Raw genomic sequence first — 23,181 nt, forward strand, 5'->3', positions numbered from 1 at the left:
TAGCTCCATGTGCGCGAGCGGTGGGTTACGGCGGAGCGATGATTTAGCGCTGTGGCAGAGGAGATGGGGGCCGCCTCACCCACCCTACTGGTGGTCTAAGGCGGCATTGTAGGTGGCTTCATTCGTCTTGACCGACTTGGCCAAATCCACGATTGGCTGGGGATAGTCCACCCCGATCTGCACCTGAAAGCGTTTTTGCTCCACCGGCAGCAGTTGCCAGGGGGTATGCACCTTGGCGGCGGGCACCTGCCGTAGTTCCGGCAGCCAGTGCTTGACGTAGGTGCCGTCGGGGTCGTAGTCCTTGGCCTGTTTGGGGATGTTGAAATAGCGGAACCCCCGGGCGTCGTTGCCCACCCCAGCGGTATAGTTCCAGTTGCCGTAGTTGCTGCACACGTCGTAATCAACCAGCTGCGACTCAAACCACTCGGCCCCCATGCGCCAGTCGATACCAAGGTTTTTGGTCAGAAAACTGGCTACGTTCTGTCGCCCTCGGTTGGACATAAACCCAGTCTGGGCCAGTTCCCGCATGTTGGCATCCACCAGGGGAAACCCCGTGCGGCCCTGGCGCCAGGCGTCGAACCTGGGCCAGTCTTGCTTCCAGGCGATGTTCAGCCCCCGCAGGCCAGAGGGATAGAATACGCGATCGCCGTGTTGAGCGCAGACAAAGCGAAAATAGTCCCGCCACAGGAGCTCAAACACCAGCCAGTAGGTAGAGTCGTTCTGCACTCGCTCCTGTTCGTAGTGCTGCACTGTCTCGTAGACCTGGCGGGGGGAGAGGCAGCCCAGGGCCAGCCAGGCAGACAGTTTTGAGGAATAATTAGCCCCCACCATGCCATTGCGGGTTTGCTTATAGGTCTTGAGGCAGTCCGCCTCCCACACATAGTGATGCAGGCGCTGGAGTCCAGCGGTTTCACCCCCCTCAAACAAAAGGACAGCCCGCTGATCAGCGACAGGTTCCGACAATCCCCAGTCCGCTAGCTGGGGTAAGGGGCCTGGGTCGATGGTAGGCAGCGGCGGCAACTGGGACGGGGCCGGTAGAGGGGCAGCCACCTGGCTGTGACGCTCCACCTGTTTACGGAATTGGGTGAAGACTGCCGGTAGCTGGGCGATCGCAAAGGGCAAATCCTCGGGATGGTAAAGGGTGGCCCCCCAGTACCGGCGAGTTTGGCAGCCCAGGTTAGCCAGGGCCCTGGTCAGGGCTTGCTCCACCGCCACTTCCTCCTGGGTGACTTCCTGATGCCAGTACACGGCTTCAATGCCCAGGTCCTGCACCAGCTGGGGAATAACGGTTTCAGGATGCCCCGTCCGCACCACCAAATCGCTACCCAAGGCCTGGAACGACCGGCGCAAGTCCGCGACGCTGTCTAGCAAAAATCGGGCTCGGTAGGCCCCGGTTTTGGGGAAGCCAAAGCTGGTATGACCAAACTGGCGGGGGTCGAAGCAGTAGAGACCGATGATCGGTTGCCCAGGGGCGATCGCCTCCACTAGCGGCTGGTGATCGTGCAAGCGCAGATCGTTACGGAACCAAATTAAACAGGTCATGGCAAAATCCCAGGGTGGCCCAACCGGCCAAAAACAGGGGGTCGAGCAGCGAACGATGGATGAACTATGTATTAAGTATTGTAAACAGGTTATTCCCTGGCCCTGGCCCCCTTGCCCTGGCCATGGCCAGACCCGACAGATGACGGTAGCCTAACGATAGCGACCAAGGCAAAAATTCCATGGTTTTTCAAACCCCTGACTGGGTAAAACACGCCGTTTTCTATCAAATCTTTCCCGATCGGTTTGCCCGTACCCAGCGATCCGTCACTGACCCTGCAATGGCCGTGGCCCTAGAGGCCTGGGAGTCCCCTCCTACCCTGTTTGGCTATAAAGGGGGGGATCTATGGGGCATTGCAGAACAGCTGGACTATCTGGTCGACCTGGGCATCACCGCTATCTACTTGACGCCGATTTTTCAGTCAACGAGTAATCACCGCTACCATACCCATGACTACTACCAGGTAGATCCGCTGTTGGGGGGGAATCAGGCCTTTGTCGACTTTCTAGCGGCCGCCCATCGCAAAAATCTGCGGGTGGTGCTCGATGGCGTGTTTAACCACTGTGGTCGGGGGTTTTTCTTTTTCAATGACATCTTAGAGAACGGTCCCCACTCCCCCTGGCTAGACTGGTTCAAGGTCAAAAACTGGCCCCTGTCCGCCTACGATGGCAATCTACCCGCCAACTACCAGGGCTGGGTCAATAACCGGGCACTGCCGGAGTTTAACCACGACAACCCAGCGGTGCGGGAATACATTATGCAGATTGGTGAACATTGGATCCGCCAGGGCATTGATGGCTGGCGACTGGATGTGCCCTATGAAGTGGAGACCGCTGGGTTTTGGCAGGAATTTCGCGATCGGATTAAAGCCCTCAACCCCGAGGCTTATATTGTGGGGGAAATTTGGACCGAGGCCAGCCCATGGCTGGATGGCACCCAGTTTGACGGAGTGATGAACTACCCGTTTACAGGAGCCACGATTGCCTTTGCCGCAGGCGATCGCGTCCGCATGGACCTGGTCGAAATTCCTCACTATTTCCCTTACCCAGCCCTGGACGCCCCAGGATATGCCCAAAAAATTCAGCGGCTGCTGGGTCTTTATCCTTGGGAGGCGCAACTGGCCCAATTGAATCTGCTGTCTAGCCATGATGTGGCCCGCCTCTATTCGGTGGTGGGCGACGATGAGGCGAGTGTGGTGCTAGCCACCCTGCTGCTGTTCACCTTCCCTGGGGCTCCCAGCATTTATTACGGGGATGAGGTGGGCCTGCCAGGAGAACTGGACCCCGACTGCCGCCGTACCTTTCCCCCTGAAAGTCAGTGGAACCAGAGAATTGTCCAGCTTTACCGGCAGCTGATTAATCTCCGACACCGATATCCTGCCCTACGCACTGGCACCTATGGGGTGGTCTATGCCGAGGGCGAGACCTACGTGTTCACCCGTAGCCTGGACAGCGATCGCTTGGCCGTAGCCCTGAACACCGGTACAGCCCCCATCGGGTTAACCACCGATACCCTATTGTCCCCAGGGGCGACCCCCGACCCAGTGTTTGCCTACGGTGGGGCAAGCTGGGATCCCCACAAGCTGCACCTGCCCCCCCGATCTGGCTTGATGGCTACGCTGTAGCTGTAATGTCAATTTATTTGGTGCCAAACAGGCGATCGCCCGCATCTCCCAGCCCAGGCAGAATATACCCCTGGTGATTCAACCTGTCGTCGATGGCCGCCGTGTACAGGGGCACATCGGGGTGCTCTTGGTGAAAGTGGGCAATGCCTTCGGGGGCCGCCAACAGACAGAGAAACCGTAGCGATCGCGGCTGGGCCTGCTTCAACGGGTACAACGCCGCCACTGCGGTATTACCAGTGGCGATCATCGGGTCCACCACCAACACATCGCGATCGGCCAGATTCTCTGGCACCTTAAAAAAATACTCAATCACCCGCAGGGTTTGGGGATCGCGGTACAGACCAATGTGCCCCACCCGGGCCGACGGGATCAGCTCTAAGATGCCGTCCAAAATCCCCTGCCCGGCTCGCATGATCGACACCACCACCAACTTTTTCTCCGGTGCTAGTACCGGCGCCTCCATCGCCGCCAACGGCGTCTGTATAGTCTCCCGCTTCAAGGGCAAGTCCCGCGTCACCTCGTAGGCCATCAACAGGCTGATTTCCTTCAGCAGAGTACGAAACTTGGCCGTGCTGGTCTCAGCCCGGCGCATCAGGGTGAGCTTGTGTTGAATCAGGGGGTGGTTGATCAGGTGGAGGTTGTTGGGCATGGGGTGGGGGAGGTGGGGAGGTGGGGGAGGTAGGGGAGGTGGGGAAATTTTGAATTTTGAATTTTGAATTTTGAATTTTGGATTTTGGATTGTTGAAATCGTAGGGTGCATTAGCGGTCGGGGTCTGGACCTTGGTGATCAACCTGAAGCCGCAATGCACCGGTGGGGGGGGATTTTGGACCCTTCCTTTGCTACGCACGGGCTACGCCCTACGTTTTTCTGTTTTCGTTTTTCGTTCTTCAGATACGTAGGGGCGGACCTGTGTGTCTGCCCTGGCGGGGGAATCGGGTAGGTGGGGAGGGTTGCTCAAATACCGCCGTAACCCACGGGTGGGGCTCGTGTCCATCTTACCTGTGGTGCTCCTGATTGGTGCCTATGCTGCCGCCAATGGCGGCCCGTCGGAGACCACAGCGGACAATGACAGGGAATCAGCATCAAGCGCGGACGAGCCGGAAGTACGGCACGAAGAGGAACTCCTGAGTACCATGACCTCCCTGGGCTTAAGCTTTTTTACAGCGGCACCTACGGCTTAGTCTTGACGCTATAGTTAAGGTTAATAGGTTTCCCCGACTATAGCGATGGCCATTGCGCTGAGGACATTGACCCTGACCACAGCTAGAAACTGGGATGGCGCAACGGTGTGTATGGCCCCGCTTCAAGTGTATCGGTCATGTCCTAACTGTTCTGGCGATGGCTACAGTTATCCGTTGGAGATAAAGCCAATGATGCAAGCTAGGACCAACGAAGGTCGTTTTCTAGGATTTTTAGGTTTTCTAGGATTTTTGGGCTTTTTAGGATTTTTGGGCAGCTCAGCTCACGCCCAACTAGCCAACTTGGCCTACCTTTCCCTGCTATCTCTGGGATCACTGTTGACCCTGTGGCCCATCAAACCATCTAGAGTCAAGTTGAATGTGCACCCAGCGAAAAAAGGCTACCTAGGATTTTTAGGTTGCCTGGGGTTTCTAGGTTTTTTAGGGACCACCACCCCCGCGTTGGCCGGGCTAGCGTGCCTGGCCATCTTGTCCGCCCTGGCTCTGGATAACCGGCGATCACCGACTTAGGGTAGACCAGGCCGAGGGGACGAGGGGCAAGCGGCTTGCCACTAACAGGCCACCCTTAACCATGACGCCCTTGGTGCCACTGCCAGGCGTGGGCCAGGATGGTCTCAATGTCGCTGTATTGAGGGTCCCAACCAAGGATGCTGCGGGCGCGATCGCTGCCGCCCACCAGCGCTGGTGGATCGCCGGGGCGGCGGTTATCTTCCACCACGGGAATGGGTTTGCCGGTCACCCGGGTGGCGGCGTCAATCACCTGGCGCACCGAGAAGCCATTGCCGTTACCCAGGTTAAAAATGGTGCTGGTTCCCCCCTGCAGCAGATACTCCAGCCCCAGAATATGGGCATCGGCCAGGTCGCACACGTGGATGTAGTCGCGCACACAGGTGCCATCGGCAGTGGGGTAGTCGGTGCCATAAATATAGATGGCATCCCGTTGGCCCAGGGCCGTTTGCAGAATCAGTGGAATCAGGTGAGTTTCGGGGTTGTGGTCTTCCCCCAAAAGACCGTCCGGGTGGGCACCAGCGGCATTAAAGTAGCGGAAGCACACCGATCGCAGATCGTAGGCCTTGTCGTAGTCGGTCAAAATCCGCTCCACCATCAGTTTAGTGGCCCCGTAGGGGTTAATCGGGGCCTGGGGATGGGTTTCGGGAATCGGCAGCTCCTGGGGCACCCCATAGGTGGCACAGGTGGAGGAAAACACAAAGCTTTTCACCCCAGCGTTCACCATGGCATCCAGCAGGGTGAGGGTGCCGACGACGTTATTTTCGTAGTATTTGCTGGGGTTAGTCACCGACTCGCCCACATAGGCGTAAGCCGAAAAGTGCATCACCGCATCGATCTGGTGTTGGCTGAACACCGACGTTAACAGGGCTTTATCCAGGGTGCTGCCCACAATCAGCTCGGTTTTCAGCACTTGTTCCACCAAATCCTGATGGCCATACACCAGGTTGTCCAGGATGATCACCCGGTAACCCGCCTGCTGCAAGGCCCAAACGGCGTGGCTGCCAATGTACCCGGCTCCACCAGTAACCAGAATTGTTTTTGTAGGGTTTGCCATAGAACGTTGAATAATCGGTGTGTTTAATCGGCCTGGGGCCAGACATCTGCCATTCTACGCAACTACAGCAAATCAGGCCCTGGCCCCTGGGTTAAGGGCATCATTTTTTTATGGTTCGACAGCCATTTGGTATAGCTGAGGTCAAGGCCAAAAGCGGTTCACGGCCTACGGTAAACGGTACACGGCGTCCCTTAAACCGCTCACCGTTCACCGTAAACCCCAAGTCACATCTCCCGTCATTATTTTTTTGACTCAACAGTGGATGCCAGTTAGTAGCGCTCTACCCCCGGCAGGTCAATAAATTTGGCACTGAGGGCGGCTTCTCCGCAGGTGCGAGGGGTGGGAAACAGCTTAGTGGGGTTGGCCAATCCATCGGGGTTGAACGCCTGCCGCACCCAGGCCATGGTATCTAGGTCGGTGGCCGAAAACATGTCGGGCATGTAACAGCGCTTGTCGGCACCGATGCCATGCTCCCCAGAAATGCTGCCCCCCACCTGAACACACAGCTTGAGAATGTCGCCCCCCAGGGCTTCCACCGCTTCCAGCTGACCAGCAACGGCATTGTCGTAAAGAATTAACGGGTGCAGGTTGCCATCTCCGGCATGGAACACGTTGGCCACCCGGTAGCCATGGCGATCGCCCAGGCGCTCAATTTCTTTCAGCACATAGGGCAGCTGGGTGCGGGGAATCACCCCATCCTGCACATAGTAGTCGGGGCTAAGTTTACCCATAGCTGCAAAGGCGGCTTTGCGCCCCTTCCACAGGCGTAGACGTTCAGTGGGGTCGGCAGCCACTGTAATGCTGCGGGCCCCATTTTGACGGCAGAGAGCTTGGATGCGATCGCCCGTCGCCGCCACCTCGGCCGGCAGACCATCAATTTCAATCAATAAAATCGCGGCAGCATCTCGAGGATAGCAGTTGGTGGCGACCACATCTTCGACGGCATTCAGACTAAAGTTATCCATCATTTCCAGGCCAGCGGGAATAATGCCAGCACTGGTAATGGCCGACACCGCCGCCCCGGCCGCCTCGACCGAGGTAAAGTCGGCCAAGAGCACCTGGATGGATTCTGGGGCCTGCAAAATGCGTAGGGTGATTTCGGTGGCGATGCCCAGGGTGCCTTCGGACCCGACAAATAAACCACACAGGTCATAGCCCGGGGTTTCTGCCAGCGAGCCACCAATGTCAGTAATCTCGCCATTGGGTAGCACCACCGTTAGGCCCAGCACATGGTTGGTGGTCACCCCATACTTGAGGCAGTGGACCCCCCCGGAATTTTCGGCCACGTTGCCCCCCACCGAGCACACCGACTGGCTAGAGGGATCCGGGGCATAGTAAAAGCCAGCCCCGCTCACCGCCTGGGTGACCCAGTTGTTGATCACCCCTGGCTGCACCACCACCCGCTGATTGTCGAGATCGACCGCCAGAATTTGATTCATGGTGGCGGTAATAATCAGCACCGAGTCTTCGATCGGCAGGGCCCCGCCCGAGAGGCCGGTGCCGGCCCCCCGAGCCACAAAGGGCACCTGAAAGCGGTTACAAATTTTCACCGCTGCGGCCACTTCTGCAGTGGTTTTGGGCAGCACCGCGATCGCCGGTCGCTGGCGGTAACTGGTCAAGCCATCACATTCGTAGACCAAGAGCTCCTCCTTGCGCCTGACCACTTTTTTGGTACCCAGAACAGCGGTAAAGGCCTCGGCAATTGGGGTCCAGTTAATGGCGGCGGGCTCGGCAACGGTCATGGCTTTAGCATGGGAGGATTGGTTTGATCCTAGCGCGAATGGTCATGGCCGTACATGGCTGCGATCGCCGCTAGACCTGGGCATACTTAACCGCCCTTGGCTCAACAGTCGTCGTTGCGGATGGTGCCATTGGGCATGGCGGTGCGACAGAACTTCGCCCCAGTTAAATTAGCGCAATGGAGGTTAGCCCCGGTTAAGTTGGCATGGCGCAGATTGGCCCAGTACAGATTGGCATGGCTGAGGTCAGCCTTGGCCAGATTGGCTCCTTCCAGGTTGGCGTGGCTGAGGTCAGCATGGTCTAATAGGCTCTCCCGCAGATCAGCGTCCACCAGGGTGAGGCGATGACCCTGAATTTTACGTAAATCGGCTTGTATCAGCGCGGCGTTCGCTAACGAGGCTTCTCGCAGGTCAGCTTGGGCTAGGGTGACCTGATAGCCGTTGGCATGGGTAAAGTTAGCCTGGTGCAAATTGGCTTTGGTGAAATTGGCGCGACGAATATCCACCTCAGCAAAATGACCATGGGCCAGATCTACCGATTGCAGATCTAGCCCATGCAGGTCTCGTGCTCCGGCCTGGTAATACCGCTGGAGTACTTCCTGGAGGGTAGCTGGAGACATGTCAAACCTCCCTGATACTAATCCGGGGTATGAGCCCCTACTCCATTGTGATTCTCCACCAGACCATCAGCACCGGTTTGGCACATTTCGTTGAAGATATTAAATTCGCCCGACCCCCTTGCCACGGGTGTCAGACCCAGGGGTCACCTCGCCACTCTCATCGGTTTGATTCACCTCTTTAAGCTCCTGCTGGCGACGCTGAGCGTTGGCTTCCTGCTCTTCTCGCAGATCGCCAGGCTCGTTAACGTACATTTCTGGTTCAATGGGGTAGTTATTGGCGAGCCCCTCCTGGTCAACGGTCGCACCTCCAGTGGTATCGATCGATCCTTCAGGTTGATCGGGCTGTTGCTTGTAATCTTGACCTTCTCGTTGCTTACGGGCCGCTGTTTCGGCGGGCACTAAGTTAGGATCGTAGTTGTCGCTTTCAACTCTAGGGTTGCTCATAACAGTCTCCATTGACTAAATAGCAAAGGAGATGGCCAATTGGCCTTCTCCATGGGGTGTCACCACCCGGCTATAGTCTATAAACTATGATCCAGGGGCAGTTACCCTGAACTTAGGTTATTAAAATCTGGCGATCGCAACATCCGTCAGAAGTTCAACTTTTTATGTCAGCCCTAGGGCAGATAACATGGCTTGGGGCGATCGCTTGATAGTGCAAATGCACCACAGTATCATGGGAGGGCTGACCTTGGGCTCCCCTTATGGCCATTGTTTCTTCCCACACCGCTGATGATGCCCCCCAGGGACGCAAATTGGGTTCATCTAAATCTGATAAATCTGATCCAGCTAAAAAAGCTAAGGCCAAGCCAGCCCCCCCGGCCGATCAGACACCGCCCTTGTCTTTGGTAAAGGGGGGCGAAGCCCAGGCAGGCGAGGCTCAGGCAACCGGCGCTACCGCCCCTGAAGAGAGTCTGCGGCCTCAGCGGTTGGCCGATTACATCGGTCAGTCTGCCCTCAAGGAAGTGTTGGATATTGCCATCAAGGCGGCCAAGTCTCGCCAGGAACCCCTGGACCATTTGCTATTGTATGGCCCGCCGGGGTTGGGCAAAACCACCATGGCCTTAATTTTGGCCCAAGAAATGGGAGTAGCCTGCAAAATTACCACCGCTCCTGCCCTAGAACGACCCAGGGATATCGCGGGTCTGCTGGTCAACCTGAAGCCAGGGGATGTCTTGTTTATTGATGAAATTCATCGGCTGCCCCGGGTGACTGAAGAAATTCTCTACCCGGCCATGGAAGACGCCCGGCTAGATATCACGATTGGTAAAGGCCAGTCAGCCCGGACCCGCAGTATTCCCCTCTGTGCGTTTACTCTGGTGGGGGCGACCACCCGGGTAGGAGCCTTAACCTCGCCGTTGCGCGATCGCTTTGGCTTGATTCAGCGGCTGCGGTTTTATGACATCGACGAGTTGACCCAGATTGTCACCCGCACCGCTGACGTGCTTAAAACCCCCATTGCCGCAGGGGGAGCCGCCGAAATTGCCCGTCGGGCTCGTGGCACCCCCCGCATAGCCAACCGATTGCTCCGTCGGGTGCGCGACTACACCGAGGTAAAAGCCACAGGGCCGATCACCGAAGCCGTTGCGGCGGAAGCACTGGAATTATTTAACGTAGACCCCTGCGGCCTAGACTGGACCGATCGCCGCCTGTTGTCAGTGATGATTGAAAATTTTGGCGGTGGTCCGGTGGGCTTAGATACGATGGCGGCTTCTACCGGCGAAGATCCCCAAACTATTGAAGAGGTCTATGAGCCCTATCTAATGCAGATTGGCTATCTGCAGCGCACCCCCCGGGGGCGAGTGGTGACCACGGCGGCCCGCCACCATCTAGGCTATGACGGCGATGGTAGCTCCAGTCGAGGGGGCCAAATGACCTTGATGTAGGCCTAAGCAGCGAACTTCTCGTATGATTTTGCGATTTAGGGTTTACGGTTCACGGTACACGGTTTAAGGCGAGCCGTAGACCGTCAGTCCTGTCAAGGTGGGTCAAATTTAGAGGATGATCCCTCGGATTGGCCGCTGAGCCAAGGACTAGTGCAGCGTCAAGTCTTGAATTTAGGGTTAGCAGATGTAGAGATTTGTTGGCATCAAGGTCCGAAATCCCCTCCTTTGGAGGCCTGCGCTGAGCGTGTCGAAGTGGGTAGGGGTGGGTCAAGCAAGCTCGAAAAGACCCACCCCGCCCTCCGAGCACCCCTCCGTGGGAGGGGATAAAGGTCCTGATGTGTTGAAGCAACCTCTCTGAAGATCAAAGACTTTTGCAAAGCACTTACCCTAATTTTTAGTCTTGACAGACCACTAGAAGTCCAAGGCTCAAAGCAGAAATCCTCTGAAGAGGATTGGGAGCCGAGTTTCCCAGCCTGCGACCGCAGACTTCTGCGGTGAGCCAGGGAGTTCACTCCCTGGTGGTTGTGGCCGAAGTCCCGCAGCCCAGGGGTTCTTGGGAAAAGTACCACCACCTTGACAGGGCTGGGCGGGCACTGCCCACCATTGGGGAAATTGTTTTCTAGCAGTCACCTAAGCCGGTTGACCATCCAGCCTGCTGGTTAGAAGCATGTCGGACGGAAGATCAATCACAGCTTGCATGAGATTGGTTTGATCTAAGTTAGCCCCGGTCAGGTCGGTGCCCAGCAGGTTAGTGCCCAGCAAGTTGGCCCCCCTGAGGTCAGCATCAGCCAGGCAGGCCCCCCAAAAGTCGACATAGCTCAGGTTGGCCCCCGACAAGTTAGCCGATTGCAGATTGATGCCCGTCAGGCGGGCCCCACTCAGGTCGGCCCCCCACAGGTCAGCGCCTGGGGCCAGGCGATAGAGCCCTGGGGGAATTGAAAATCCTTTGGGAAAGCGGGTACTGTCTGAGTACAGCGCACCCTCTAGTTGGGCACCCTCCAGTTGGCAGTCCCGTAAATTGGCCCCAATCAAATTAGCCCGTCGCAGATCGCTATGACTCAGGTTAGCTCCCCTGAGGTCCGCTAGCATCAACGTCGCACTGCGTAGGTCTACGTAGCGGAGGTCGCTATTGCCCAGCAACACACTCAATAAATTGGCTCGGTTGAGGGTGACGCCAAACAGGCGACACTCGACCATCAAAGCACCGCTAAGGTCTGCTTGGGTTAAATCGACGCCACTGAGGTCGCGATCGCGGAGATCCTTAGTGGCCAGATTAGCGCCGGGCACCAGAGACCACATCTTAGCCGTAACCGGGTCAAACCCAGGGGGAAATAGGGTTTCCTGGTCGTACAAGGCTCCCTCTAGGCGGGCCTCGGTGAGATCCGCGTCTACCAGTACCGCTCCCCGCAAATCGGCCCAACGTAAGTCGACCTCGGTTAAATTAGCCCCTGTGAACTGCGCTTCCTTCAGGGTGGCTCGCTTCAGACTGGCTTTCGTCAAATTCGCCTGCACAAAATTGCCGCCCCACAGGTCTACCTTGGCCAGGCTCCAGTGACTTAAATCGGCATAGGACAAATCGATCCCACTGAAGTCACGCTCTCCAGCCACAAACGCTGTCCAGAGCTGTTCTAGGGTAACCGTCGTTTCCATGAATTTAACGCTTTGCATAACGTCTAGGGTGGACTAGAAAAAATTGCTTTGACGAACCCAAACGCCATAGCCCAGGCTATCTTGAGTGGCGATCGCGGTTCTGCCTTGCTGCTCTAACCAGACCAACAAGTGTTGCGCTTTTTCCAAAGTGGGACGATGGCGATAGAAGCTGTAGACCATCCCCCCCACCCGAATGGCAAGCCGCTGTTGCTGGTCATCCCCAGCCAGGCGATGAATCTGTTGGTCGACTAAGGGAGTAGCCAGGACCCCTGCCAGGGGAAGCTCCACCGAGACAGCAGGCTCAGCCTCCAGCTGACTCAGCTGAGACCAGTCTAAAGTCGACGGGCTATCTAAACCATCAGGGGCGACACCCCCAGCACCCCAGAAGACAGCGGTATCAATTGGGGACTCATGGTCTGGGGAACCATGGTCTGGGGAATCATGGTCTAAGTCTAAGGGGACAGGCCACGGATCAGCGGCGGCCGGGCTAGTCGGTAGGAGTTGATTGAGCAGAGCTTGTCGGTGCTGGGTGCGCGACTGGTGCACCCGCATGACCTTAGCGGTGCCCACCCCAATGGCAACACTGGTCAGGATGGAGAAGCCAATGTAGCGAATCGAGAATTCCTTGTGTTCCACCGTGGTTAGGGCTGGGGTAACCCACCCCCTAGCAGGTTCTGGCAGCCTGGCTACTACCCGTGACGCATTGGCAGAGGCCATGGGCCAGGTTAAGAGGGCGAACCCACTGCTGGCGGCAAGCAGGGCAGGGAGCACGATGTGACGAAAGGGAGAGCGCTGCATAACAGAGAACCAATACTACTAAGGGGGTTAGCTCAACCATGGGGCCCAGCTATACCAAGTCCAGCTCGGGATCTGGAGTTTTCCCACAGGCATAACTCCAGGTCTGGACTTGGATTTGGTTTAGTTTTGTCGGCTTGCGCTTAGCCTACGCGACTTATGTCAAAGAATATGCAAATTCACCGATAGGGATCTGTGATTCTTTGATGAAACCTGACTGCCATATCCGTAGAATTACGTAATTCTGCACGGACTTTATTAATCTCGCGATTAACTACATCAGAACTTTATGGACCACCTCCTGATATCCCAGCCCCAATCCTGTAAGGGCAAGGGTAATCCTGGCGGTATTGCCCATGCGTTGGAACATTTTGATGACCCTGCTGGTTTTAGCAACAGCCGTTATGCCAGCCGTTTGGCGCATTGCCCAGCAGCAGTTAATCCGATATCAGCCGGATCAGCCAGCTCTGGTGCTACCCCAGGGAACACCGGTAGCAAATCGCACGTCATCCTGCCAGGCCTGCGACCTGACCGGCGCCAACCTGAGCTATCAAGATCTAAGCCGCCAAAACTTCCAGGACGCCATTTTGGTGGAGGCTAACTTAACGGATACCCAGTTGATTAATGCGGTACTGCACCGGGCTAATTTACAGCGAGCCACCCTGGAGCGGGCTAACCTCCAGGGCGCCGATCTGTCGGAGGCGCAACTTAACCAGGCCGACCTGACCCAGGCTCAACTACTCCAGGTCAGCCTGGTCAACGGGGACCTCAGCCAGGCAACCCTGAGTCAGGCTGAGCTCCGGGATGCCGCCCTCTGCTCGGCCCAACTGGTCCAGGCCGATCTGTCAGAAGCCAGTTTGTACGGCGCAATTTTACAGGAGGCCGACCTGTCCCAGGCTGACCTGCGAGGGGCTGATTTGCGCTATGCCGACCTGTACCGGGCCAACCTAGACCAGGCTAATTTGTCTGGGGCGCGGTTGGACTTTGCCACGATGCCCGACGGTAGCACCTATAACCAGGGCTATATTAAGGCGGCGAACCCATCCCAAGGGTGTGACCCTACGGCTACGGATGAAGGTTGATGGGGATGACTTTATTGTAAATACTCTTGAGGTGTAGGCAGGGCGTTGGTTTGACGCTGATCTTCGGGCTCTAGGGTATAGGGAAGGGGTGGCTCGGGTACCAGTAAGTAGCGATCGCCCCAGCCGCCATTATGCCGCAGAGCCAGCTCATCGGGGGGGGTCGTGGATCCAGTGGGTAGCGCTACTGCTAATGATTGCTCGACCCAAAGAAACGGTTCTCCAGTGTCGGTCACCCGCACCAGTGAGGCCGGAGGGCGAAGATTTGAGGGCTCCTGGCTAGCGGTTACGGCCAGCAGGTGGCGAGGGACCAGGGTAATGGCGAACTGCACGGTGTCCTGGGGGGTAGCGTCCAGGTTAAGGGCCTGGTTCTGGATCTGCCAGGCTTCCTGGTAGCGACCATCCTCAGCAATCTGCCAGAGGGAGAGGCGAGCCTCCCACTGCCCCTGGCTGACGGTAACAGGCTGATAGGCCAGAATAGCGTAGGTGGGCGTTTCCGACTGCCCCAGCAGATGGTTTGGCTGTAACCGCCTCAGGGCAACCGCCATCAGCCGGGTGTTATCAGGTAAGTTCGTCTCCCCAGCAAGCTCAAATGTCCCTGGTTCCAGGGGCTGAGCGGCCAGGGTGAGAATCGTGGTCTCTGGGGCTTGACCCAGGCCAGGGATGTTCACAGGCTGGCACCCCGTTGCTAACAACACCACACCCAGTGCGGCAGCCCAGGACTTGCAAACAATAGACAGGGGCTCTGGTTTATCACTGGTTTGCATTGCGGTTTTCCCTTGGGCAATCGAGAGTTGTAAGTGGAGGAACATAACTCAGTGATGTGATCCTGAATCATGTCATGCTAAATCATGTCATTCCGGCCAGCGGGAGGAATCTTAGCCAAGATGTCACTCCCTGAGCAGCCGTTGCGCGTCTACGACTTCGCTGCGCTTCCCTCGAGGTGACAGAACAACGTCTAGTCAGGATTCTCTACCTACTATTCAATAAAACACGTATTAATCAGAGCATCCATTGCAGCGCAATTCTTCTAGGGATCTTCACAGAAGCAGGCATGCCTGCAATAATTCTTTGTTGCAGCTTTGTCGCTAAAATCTCTCACCCAACTTTGAGATCGCTCTTTCATAGAAAATTGATCAGGATTTATCCTGACAAACAGAAAAGTGACTGTATACGAAATCAGTGCTTAAGTTAAACCGTTGCAAAATGCTTGCCATTTCCACTTACAGACATCAGGGTCTTTGGACCAGAGTCTCAGTCTGGTTGGGCATTGGATCCAAACAGAGGTGATTGAGGAAATGGATCATAAACCAGAGTCAAGTCCAGACCTGGAGTTCTGCCTGTGGAAAAACTCCAAATCCCGAGCTGGACTTGGTATAGAATGTCTTCCTGAAATTGTTGCTCAATCCATCGACAAGTCAATCAGTAACATGATGCCCTAGTTGTTGTCGTAGTAATGGATCGAGGTATATTCATTAGTCCTATGTCGAGTTATGCTCGGCGACAGGTTTTAATGCAAAAATTTATCTTTGTCTCGACCAAAATCAAGTCCAAGCTCAGATTTGGATCAGATCTGGAATTGATTTAGACGAGCTTATAGACGAATATCTTGTCTAGTAAGGCTAGGAATATTTTGATTAAACTTTTTATTTATCCTGAAGTTTGTAAATCTATGATTTGCGATTTAAAAACCAGCATACCAATCTATTTTTTTGACGTCAGTTTAGATTGAAAATCGCTTAATTAACAGTGGGGCAATGGTCAGACTTGGCTTGCCTGAGTTTAATTATCTGCCTGCTGAGCCCGGGCTATATCTTGACCTGGGGCGAGGGCGGGTGCATCCCTCATCTTCCCTATGACTCGGAATCGGCTGAAACCTTTCCCTTGACTAATTTATGTTTTGATATGCAGGGAGTTTTCCTATGGCCAATTGGATGGCACTGGGCTGCGGCCTGGGCCTTGGAATCATGGGCGCTACCTCGTCATTGCCAGCGGCACAGGCCACAACGCCTGCCGATGACGACGGGCCATTCATCGTATCCTCCCTGGGACTAGGGGGGGGAGGGATGCCGTTTTTAGAGGATAAGGCCAGGCCTGACCAGGAAAAAGCCGGGCCGGGGCTAGAGCCAGAGGTTCTGGAACAGCTCCCTGGAGGATTAGAATCGTCGGCACTAGACTCATCGGCACTAGAGTCGTCATCACCGGACGCAGCAGCGGCACTAGAGTCCCTGCCGCCAAATGCAGAAGCGGTGCCAGTGATGTCGCCTCGGGTCAACGCTGAGGCGATCGCAGCGGTTGATGAGGTCTCAGTCGGGGTAGCTGATGGCGCCCTGAGCTTCTCGGCCACCAGTCTAAGTGCCATGCCAACCCCAGAGTTTGAGCCAGGCCTGCCCCCAGAATCCCAATCAGTGATCAGTGGCCCAGCGCAGCGATCGCAAGCATTTGGCCAGGCGGCCTACTTGCAACAGGGAGACGAGGGGTCGGCCCGACTGCGGGGGGGTGTCATCTATGGGCTCAGCCCATCGGTGCTGGCCGGGGTGACGGTGGATTTAAGTACCGGCCAGGCTTTTTCAGACAATGACCAGACTGGCTTCAGTCTGAATGAGTTGTACCTGACCGCCTCCCCCGCCCGCCTGCCAGAGCTGCGGCTGACCGCCGGGCTAATGGATTTGACCTCGTACCTGGATCGCAACAGCTTTGCCAAAGACTCCCTGACCCATTTTTTTAACCCGGTGTTTCAGACCAATCCGGCCCTGAGTGCCAGCAATCTGTCATCCCGGCCGGGGGCTTTAGTTAACTGGACCCCGGTGGATGAACTCTCGCTCACTGCCACCACCTTTTCCTCCCGGCGGAGCTTGGGGGACTTTTCCCTGGACTCGTTTGCTGGGGAGGTGGGGGTGCGGTGGGGCAACGCCATCGTGCGGGGTACCTACGTCACCTCCCGCGACTCGGGGCGGGGGGATGGGTTCCAGGAAATTTTTGCGGTCGATCGCGGGGGTGGAGAGTTTGGCCCCCGACTGGGCGATCGCGAAACTGGATTTGGCCTCAACGCCGAAGTGTTCATCCCTGGCTTAGAGCTGGGCGTTTTTGGCCGCTATGGCTGGTACACCAACCAAGCCCTGGGGGCCAGTGGGCAAACCTACAGCGTTGGGGTCAATCGGCTGGATGTCTTGATGGCCGGGGATCGGCTGGGGCTGGGCTATGGCCGTCAGTTGTCCAATTCGGGCCTGCGTCAGGCCAGCGGCAACCCAGTGCCCGACGTCTGGGAGCTGTTTTACGACACCAAAATCATTGACAACCTGCGGGCTGGGGTCAGCCTGCAACAGCGCAACGCCTGGACAGAAACCTACCTGGGGTTTCGGCTGCGCTATGACCTGGTCTGGAATCCACCCGGGAGGGCCACAGAATGACACGGAGTTTAACGGGTAAACCAAGACCAGCGTCAGCCACCCTACTGGCCATCGCCCTCAGCCTGGGCCTGGGCATACCTAGCGGTGCACCGGCCCTGGCCCAGCGATCGCCCCAGGTGAGCCAGGGCTATGCCCTGCTAGAACGGGGTTGGGTCAACGATGCGATCGCCGCTTTTGAATCGGCTCTGCAACGCACGCCCAATTCGCTGGATGCACGGCTGGGGTTAGCAGTGGCCTACCAGCGAGCCGGACGGGATGCCGAGGCCTGGGCGGCTCACCAGGCGGTGCTGCAGATTGACCCCGAACACCCCACGGCCCTGGCCGCCCTGGGGGAACTGGGGGGCTATCGACCCGAATGGCAAGCCGCAGGCATCGCGGCCCTCACCCGGCTGTTGAGCCAGGCCCCTGACAATTGGGCCGCTCGCAGCCAGCGGGCCTTACTGTACGGCTATCAGGGACGATTTGTGGAATCCCTGGCCGACTATGATCGGGTGCTGAGCCACCAACCCACTCCGACCACCCTGCTGGGGGCCGCCCAAGTCCAGGCCTTTAGCGGCGACTATGAGGCCGCCCTGGCCCTATTCAACCGCTATCGGCAAACCGGCACCGTCCCCATCGAGGCCTTGACCGCCTATGCCTTGACGTTGCAAGAAACGGGGCAGCCTGAGCGGGCGATCACCGTGCTAGAACCAGAGCTGCGCCCTGCGGATCGCACCGACGATCTGGCCCTGGGTATTCGCGCTGGTCTGGCCAATGCCTACGATGCCCATGGGCAAACCCAAACGGCCCTCGATCTGCTGGCTCCCTTAGAGGGCAAGCCCGAAGCTCGCCTGCCCCTGGCTCGGGCCTACAGCGCCATCGGTCGCCGTCAGCAAAAACCGGATCTGTTTGAGCAGGCCACCCGCCTGTACCGGCAAGCCCTGGCGGCCGCCCCAACCCCCAGCTATGGTCTGCGGGTCGAGGTGGCCGATGTGCTCAGCGAGTGGCCTGGCACCGAGCCCCTGGCCCTGGAGATGTGGGCCACTCTGGTGACAGAAAACCCAGCGGTGGTTAGCCTGCAAGTAAAAGAACGGCTGCTGGCCCACCGCCTGAATCAGGTTAAAGCCGAGACCGTGGCCGAGCATCTCTTGCCCCTGCTCTCCCCCATGCCTGACCCGGTTCCAGAACAGCGGGCGATCGCCATGGCGCTGATTCATGTAGACCCCCCCGATCCGGCTCTGTTGCCGTTGTATGAAGCGGCAGCGGCGACGGTGGAGCAGCCGCTGTTGACCTACCGCATGGCTCAGATTCATTTGCAGACGGGGGATTTGGCGGCTGCCCAAGGTGCTTTGACCATCTATCAAGCCGCTACCCCCGAAGCCGACTGGGGGACCGAACTGCTGGTGGCTGATCTAGAGCGGCAGTTGGGGGACTGGGAGGCCAGTGCCCGCCGCTATGAGCAGGTGATCACGGCTCAGCCCAGTGTGAGGGTCACCACCGCAGCACTACGGGGATTGACCTTTGTGCGCACCCTCCAGGGACAACCTGAATTGGCGCTGCCGTTATATGCAGCGGCGATCGCCGCTGATCCTGACAATCCCATCTATCCTCTGGGTTATGCCCTGCTGGCCTACCGGGTCGATGAGATCACCAGCGAGGTGGCCACCAACGCCGTGAACCTCTGGTTAAGCTCCCAGCCCCTAGAACAGGCTCCCCTGGAACTAGTGGAGTTGGTGGGGGCCTTGCCCGCCGCCGAGGCTCGGGCTGACCTGTATCAAACCCTGTTAGCCCAATACCCCGATCACCTGTGGGTACAGTGGCGCCAGATTCAGCTGCTGGCCCGCCATGATCCAGCCCAGGCCCAGGCCCAGATGGAGGCGTTGATGGCCGCCCACCCCGACGACCCTACGGTTTACTTTTTCCAGGGCGAGTTGGCCCAGCAGCAGGGCAACCTGCCCCTGGCCACAGACGCCTACCAGCGGATTTTAGTCCAAGAGCCCGACAACATCGGCGCCCTCAGTGCCCTGGGCGGGGTGCAGTTTCAGCAGGGAAACTTACCCATGGCTCGGGCTTACTACGACCAGGTGCTGGCTCTCGATGCTGAGGCTTGGGGGGCTCGGTATGCGATCGCCGAACTCGACATTGCCGAAGACCACAAGCTGGCGGCCCTACAACAGCTGCGCCAATTGCCCCCCGAAGCGGCTGGTGCCATCAACCTCGATCAGCGCATCCAGGAGGTGGAATTTGATCTGCTGCGCCGCCGCGGCTTCCAACCCCCTTGGGAACGCTATTAACTAACCTGTCCGCTCTTTGACTACGGTGACCTACCATGTTTGGCCTACGTAAACCCCAACAACGTTTAATTCAGTCCACCCTACCCCTGGCCCTGGTGCTGGCCCTGGTGGGGCCGAGTTGCACCCAGACCCAGGCCTGCGCCTGTCTCCAGCCAGGGGCCGAGGCAGCCCTCAGCCTACCTGTGCCCAGCCCCCATGAAGCGGTGCTGCTGGAGGGTTGGTCGGCCTACCGCCAACGGTTTATCCAGGCGGATGGCCGGGTGATCGACCGGGAAGACCAGGATCGCACCGTGTCGGAAGGTCAGGCCTATGCCATGCTGCGGGCGGTGGCCATCGACGACCCCGCCACCTTTGATCGCACCTACACCTGGGCCAAAGATAACCTAGTTCGCCAGGACGAGACCGGGGAGCCCATAGACCGTTTATGGGCCTGGAAGTGGGGGCAGCGGCCGAATGGGAATTGGGGAGCCCTGGACCCTAACTTTGCCACCGACGCCGATATTGACGCCGCCACCGCCCTGATTTTGGCGGCCCAGCGCTGGCAATGCGATCGCTACGCCGAGGAGGCCCGAGCGTTGCTAGCCGACCTATGGGCCTATGGCACCCTAGAGCTGCCCGATGGCACCCGCCAGCTGATTCCCGGCCCGATCGCTGACTTTCAGCTGGGGGATGACCAAATTATTTTGAACCCCTCCTACTTTGCCCCAGCCAGCTTTCGCCTGTTTGCCGAGGTGGACCCCGACCATGACTGGCTGAGCCTGATTGACAGCGGCTATGCCATGTTGGACGACCTCTCCAGTTTTTCGGCTACGGGGCTACCCCCCGACTGGATTGTCTTTACGCCCGCCACCGGCACCTATCGCCAGTTGCCCCTCGACCACGCCCTGCAAAGTCACTACAGCTTTGATGCAATTCGGGTCTGGTGGCGGGTCAGCCAGGATGCTGTTTGGTTCAACGAACCCCGGGCTGACGCCTACTTACAGGCCCAGCTGCCAGAACTCGGCGATCGCTGGCAGCAAGCCGGTCGCCTGCCGGCCCGCCTCACCCTGGATGGCCAGGCCGAATCCAGCTACGAAGCCACTGCCCACTATGCCATGGTCTATGGGGCCATGCAACGGGTCAATCAGGCGATCGCCGAGGACATCTACCGCACCAAGCTGCAACCCGCCTACCAAGATGGCTTTTGGGATAACGATACCGCCTACTACACCCAGAATTTGGCCTGGTTTGGGCTCTGGCCCCTGGAGGCCTCACCCCAACGCCTGCAGGTCAGCCAATGCGAGGGATGACGCTCTAGGCAGCGGCTGTGCTACCCCGGCGTCCTGTGACCTGGCTTTATGACTAACTAGATTATTTCTAACTTCTACCATGACGCTTTTCGCCTTTTCGCCCCGGACTCGCCGTCGCCTCGCCCTCTATCTAATGACGCTGCTGCTGATTACCAGCCAGCCCCTGTTGGCCCAGGAACCAGAGGCCGTAGAGCAGACCCCAGCCCCGATCGCCACCGAAATTACCCTGCCAGACAACCTGCCAGGGCCACCCACCATCGCCCCAGGGGATGCAGGCCAGTATGTCCTGGAATTTAATCGCAGTCCGGTGGTCGGCAACCGCCTGCGCTTTACCGGCATCTACGACGAACAGCGCCTGCACTTTACCCGCCCCCGAGCCTGGACCCCTGAGTCTGTGAGTGTGCTGTTGCGCTATCGCCATTCTGCCGCCCTCTACGCCACCCGCTCCAACCTGACAGTGCTGGTTAACGGTACCAGCATTGGCAGCGTGCCCCTGAATCTGCCCATGGGCGAGATTGGCGACATCGTGTTTGATATTCCCCCTGATCTGCTGCAAGACCACAATGAACTGGTGGTGGCGGCCCTGCAAAACAACTCCCCCACCTGCACCCAGGACCCCTACGATCCGTCCCTGTGGGCCGAGGTGCTACCCGATTCTAAGGTGGTGTTTGACTTTCAGCCCCAGGCGGTTACCCCAGACTTTAGCCAGTTCCCCTATCCCCTGTTTGATCTGCTGAGCCTGCAAGCCAACCGGGTAGCCTACTTACAGCCATCCCAGGTGGATAGCCCCTGGCTGACTACCCTGGGACGGTTGCAAACCTACCTGGGTCGCACCGCCCACTATCGCCCCCTGGACAGTCGCCTGATCGAAACGGTGGATGCCCTGACCCCCCAGGAACGGCTGGTGATGTTGGGGACGCCTAGCCAGCAACCGAGCCTGGCTGAGCTGGATTTACCCTTCGCCCTGGTGGCGGGTGAATGGGTAGATGAGGACGGCACCCCCCTGCCGGAGGATGTGGGCTTACTGGCCTGGAGCACCCTGAATCAGGAGCAATCTCCGGTGCTGGTGATCAGCGGCAACGGCGAGGCTGGTGTCGCTAAAGCCACCCAGTACCTGGTGCAGCCCCAGGATCAGCAAATTGCCACCGGCCACGCCTTAGTGGTCAACCAGATGGCTGAGCTGCCCTCCCCCTCCCCCCGGCAATGGCCAGGGTATCTGCCCGAGGAGGACAGCTTTTTACTGGCAGAGATGACCAGCCCCAATCACCAACCGATCGGTGATATGACCGTGCGCGGTTCCCATGCCCCCGCCCTAACCATCGACTTTAAAGCGCTACCGGACGATCGCTTGCTGCGGGGCAGTCGCATGCAGCTGGTGTACAGCTATGGGCCCCAGGTGAACCCCCTCACCTCTCTGGTGGATGTGGAACTGGATGGGGTCTCTTTGCAGGGGAAACGGTTGACAGCGGCCCAGGGGGCGAGTCGACGGACCTTAACGGTGGATTTACCGGGCGATCGCGTCACCCCCAACTCCAAACTACAGGTCAATTTCCGCCTCGACCCCCGAGAACGGCGGTCCTGTAGCCGAGTGACCGACCAGCAACTGTGGGGCACCATCCACAGCGACACTAGCTTTACCCTCAACCGCACAGCCGTTACCAACCTGCCCGACCTGGATCTGTTCAAAACCGGCTATCCGTTCACCGCCCCCCAAGATTTAGCCGCGACCGCTGTGGTAGTCCCCGATCAGCCGACGGCCGCCGACCTGGAGGTGTTGTTAACCCTCACCGAACGGCTGGGCCGCCTGAGTCAGGCCGACTCTGTGCAGTTAGCCGTCTATCGCCAGACTGACTTACCCGATGACGTACGCCAGGACCGACACCTAGTGGCGATTGGGACCGAACCCCAGTTCCCCTTCCCCGACCTGCTGACCAACACCGGCTTCACCCTAGAAGGTCGCCAAACCCGTCGCTGGGGCCGTAGCCAGGTGCAACCCTTACCAGACGGCGAAGGGCTGATCAAGTCGGTGATTTCCCCCTGGAATTCCCAGCGGGTGGTTCTGGCTCTCAGCGGTCGCGAGGCCGTCGGTCTAGCTCAGGTGGCCGACCTGCTGCGCCACGACCCCCTGTTTTATCAAATCGAAGGCGATACCGTGCTGGTCAGCGCCCAGGTGCCCGACCCCGACCCCCACGCCAGCAACGACTACCGATTGACCACCCTGCGCCAAACCCCCTCAGTCCAGATCGCCACCGCCACCGATTATCCCTTGCTGTGGCGGCTGGCCCAAGCCAACTGGCTGTTTGTGGTCCCCGCCACCGTGGCCCTGTCGTTGTTGATCTACGGTGCCGCCCAGGCCTATCTACGGCGGGTGGGGTGATGGGTTGAGGTGCAAGGTGTCAGGTGCAAGGTGCAAACCGCAAACCTGATACCCCCCCTCTCCCCCACTCCATCACTCCCCCATCTCCCCCTCTCCCCCTCTCCCCCTCTCCCCCACTCCATCACTCCCCCATCT

General features: G+C 58.2%; 17 protein-coding genes. 8 read left to right on the top strand and 9 right to left on the bottom strand.

Annotated features, from left to right (window positions below):
* Positions 1-84: 84 nt before the first annotated feature.
* Complete coding sequence (locus tag E1H13_RS10840; protein ID WP_169613430.1) at positions 85-1,542, bottom strand: DASH family cryptochrome; 1,458 nt, start codon at positions 1,540-1,542, stop codon at positions 85-87.
* 179 nt (positions 1,543-1,721) lie between these two features.
* On the opposite strand from E1H13_RS10840, the gene E1H13_RS10845 reads away from it, so the two are divergent.
* Entirely contained in the window at positions 1,722-3,164 is a 1,443-nt protein-coding gene (locus E1H13_RS10845; protein WP_169613431.1) for a glycoside hydrolase family 13 protein, read from the top strand.
* A gap of 13 nt (positions 3,165-3,177) precedes the next feature.
* On the opposite strand, the gene upp is transcribed toward E1H13_RS10845, so the two are convergent.
* A complete protein-coding gene (upp, locus tag E1H13_RS10850) occupies positions 3,178-3,813 on the bottom strand; it encodes a uracil phosphoribosyltransferase (RefSeq protein ID WP_169613432.1) in 636 nt (211 codons plus the stop codon).
* A gap of 263 nt (positions 3,814-4,076) precedes the next feature.
* On the opposite strand from upp, the gene E1H13_RS10855 reads away from it, so the two are divergent.
* Positions 4,077-4,346 (top strand): hypothetical protein, encoded by a 270-nt coding sequence (locus E1H13_RS10855; RefSeq protein ID WP_169613433.1) that lies wholly within the window; start codon positions 4,077-4,079, stop codon positions 4,344-4,346.
* 583 nt (positions 4,347-4,929) lie between these two features.
* Here E1H13_RS10855 and galE read toward each other — a convergent pair.
* From galE to E1H13_RS10875, 4 genes are all read right to left on the bottom strand, one after another.
* A complete protein-coding gene (gene galE / locus E1H13_RS10860) occupies positions 4,930-5,928 on the bottom strand; it encodes a UDP-glucose 4-epimerase GalE (RefSeq protein WP_169613434.1) in 999 nt (332 codons plus the stop codon).
* Positions 5,929-6,197: 269 nt separating this feature from the next.
* A complete protein-coding gene (locus E1H13_RS10865; protein WP_169613435.1) occupies positions 6,198-7,670 on the bottom strand; it encodes an FAD-linked oxidase C-terminal domain-containing protein in 1,473 nt (490 codons plus the stop codon).
* 101 nt (positions 7,671-7,771) lie between these two features.
* The gene (locus E1H13_RS10870; RefSeq protein WP_169613436.1) at positions 7,772-8,287 is read right to left on the bottom strand and encodes a pentapeptide repeat-containing protein; all 516 of its coding nucleotides are present in this window, start codon (positions 8,285-8,287) and stop codon (positions 7,772-7,774) included.
* Between the two features lie 99 nt (positions 8,288-8,386).
* Entirely contained in the window at positions 8,387-8,731 is a 345-nt protein-coding gene (locus E1H13_RS10875; RefSeq protein ID WP_206070327.1) for a hypothetical protein, read from the bottom strand.
* A gap of 260 nt (positions 8,732-8,991) precedes the next feature.
* Between E1H13_RS10875 and ruvB the strand changes: the two genes are divergently transcribed.
* The gene (ruvB, locus tag E1H13_RS10880) at positions 8,992-10,173 is read left to right on the top strand and encodes a Holliday junction branch migration DNA helicase RuvB (RefSeq protein ID WP_169613438.1); all 1,182 of its coding nucleotides are present in this window, start codon (positions 8,992-8,994) and stop codon (positions 10,171-10,173) included.
* Between the two features lie 630 nt (positions 10,174-10,803).
* Here the strand turns inward: ruvB and E1H13_RS10885 are convergent.
* Both E1H13_RS10885 and E1H13_RS10890 read right to left on the bottom strand, forming a co-directional pair.
* Complete coding sequence (locus E1H13_RS10885) at positions 10,804-11,841, bottom strand: pentapeptide repeat-containing protein (protein WP_206070329.1); 1,038 nt, start codon at positions 11,839-11,841, stop codon at positions 10,804-10,806.
* A gap of 15 nt (positions 11,842-11,856) precedes the next feature.
* Positions 11,857-12,621 (bottom strand): hypothetical protein, encoded by a 765-nt coding sequence (locus E1H13_RS10890; RefSeq protein ID WP_169613440.1) that lies wholly within the window; start codon positions 12,619-12,621, stop codon positions 11,857-11,859.
* Between the two features lie 353 nt (positions 12,622-12,974).
* Between E1H13_RS10890 and E1H13_RS10895 the strand changes: the two genes are divergently transcribed.
* Positions 12,975-13,700, top strand: a complete 726-nt coding sequence (locus E1H13_RS10895) for a pentapeptide repeat-containing protein (RefSeq protein ID WP_169613441.1) — start codon at positions 12,975-12,977, stop codon at positions 13,698-13,700.
* Positions 13,701-13,711: 11 nt separating this feature from the next.
* Here the strand turns inward: E1H13_RS10895 and E1H13_RS10900 are convergent, their stop codons facing one another.
* Positions 13,712-14,464 carry a hypothetical protein gene (locus E1H13_RS10900; RefSeq protein WP_169613442.1) on the bottom strand — a complete coding sequence of 251 codons (753 nt, stop codon included), beginning with the start codon at positions 14,462-14,464 and terminating at the stop codon, positions 13,712-13,714.
* Positions 14,465-15,619: 1,155 nt separating this feature from the next.
* Between E1H13_RS10900 and E1H13_RS10905 the strand changes: the two genes are divergently transcribed.
* The 4 genes from E1H13_RS10905 to E1H13_RS10920 all read left to right on the top strand — a co-directional run bounded on the left by E1H13_RS10905 (position 15,620) and on the right by E1H13_RS10920 (position 23,046).
* On the top strand, positions 15,620-17,107 hold the full coding sequence (locus tag E1H13_RS10905; protein ID WP_169613443.1) for a hypothetical protein: 1,488 nt from the start codon (positions 15,620-15,622) through the stop codon (positions 17,105-17,107).
* Positions 17,104-19,380, top strand: coding sequence for a tetratricopeptide repeat protein (locus E1H13_RS10910; RefSeq protein ID WP_169613444.1), 2,277 nt, complete (start codon positions 17,104-17,106; stop codon positions 19,378-19,380). Before E1H13_RS10905 ends, E1H13_RS10910 begins: the two co-directional genes overlap by 4 nt.
* A 35-nt stretch (positions 19,381-19,415) precedes the next feature.
* Positions 19,416-20,669, top strand: a complete 1,254-nt coding sequence (locus E1H13_RS10915) for a glycosyl hydrolase family 8 (protein WP_169613445.1) — start codon at positions 19,416-19,418, stop codon at positions 20,667-20,669.
* A 79-nt stretch (positions 20,670-20,748) separates the two neighbouring features.
* The gene (locus E1H13_RS10920) at positions 20,749-23,046 is read left to right on the top strand and encodes a cellulose biosynthesis cyclic di-GMP-binding regulatory protein BcsB (protein ID WP_169613446.1); all 2,298 of its coding nucleotides are present in this window, start codon (positions 20,749-20,751) and stop codon (positions 23,044-23,046) included.
* The last annotated feature ends 135 nt before the right edge of the window (positions 23,047-23,181 follow it).

This window comes from Nodosilinea sp. P-1105 (assembly GCF_012911975.1).
Taxonomy (GTDB): Bacteria; Cyanobacteriota; Cyanobacteriia; order Phormidesmidales; family Phormidesmidaceae; genus Nodosilinea.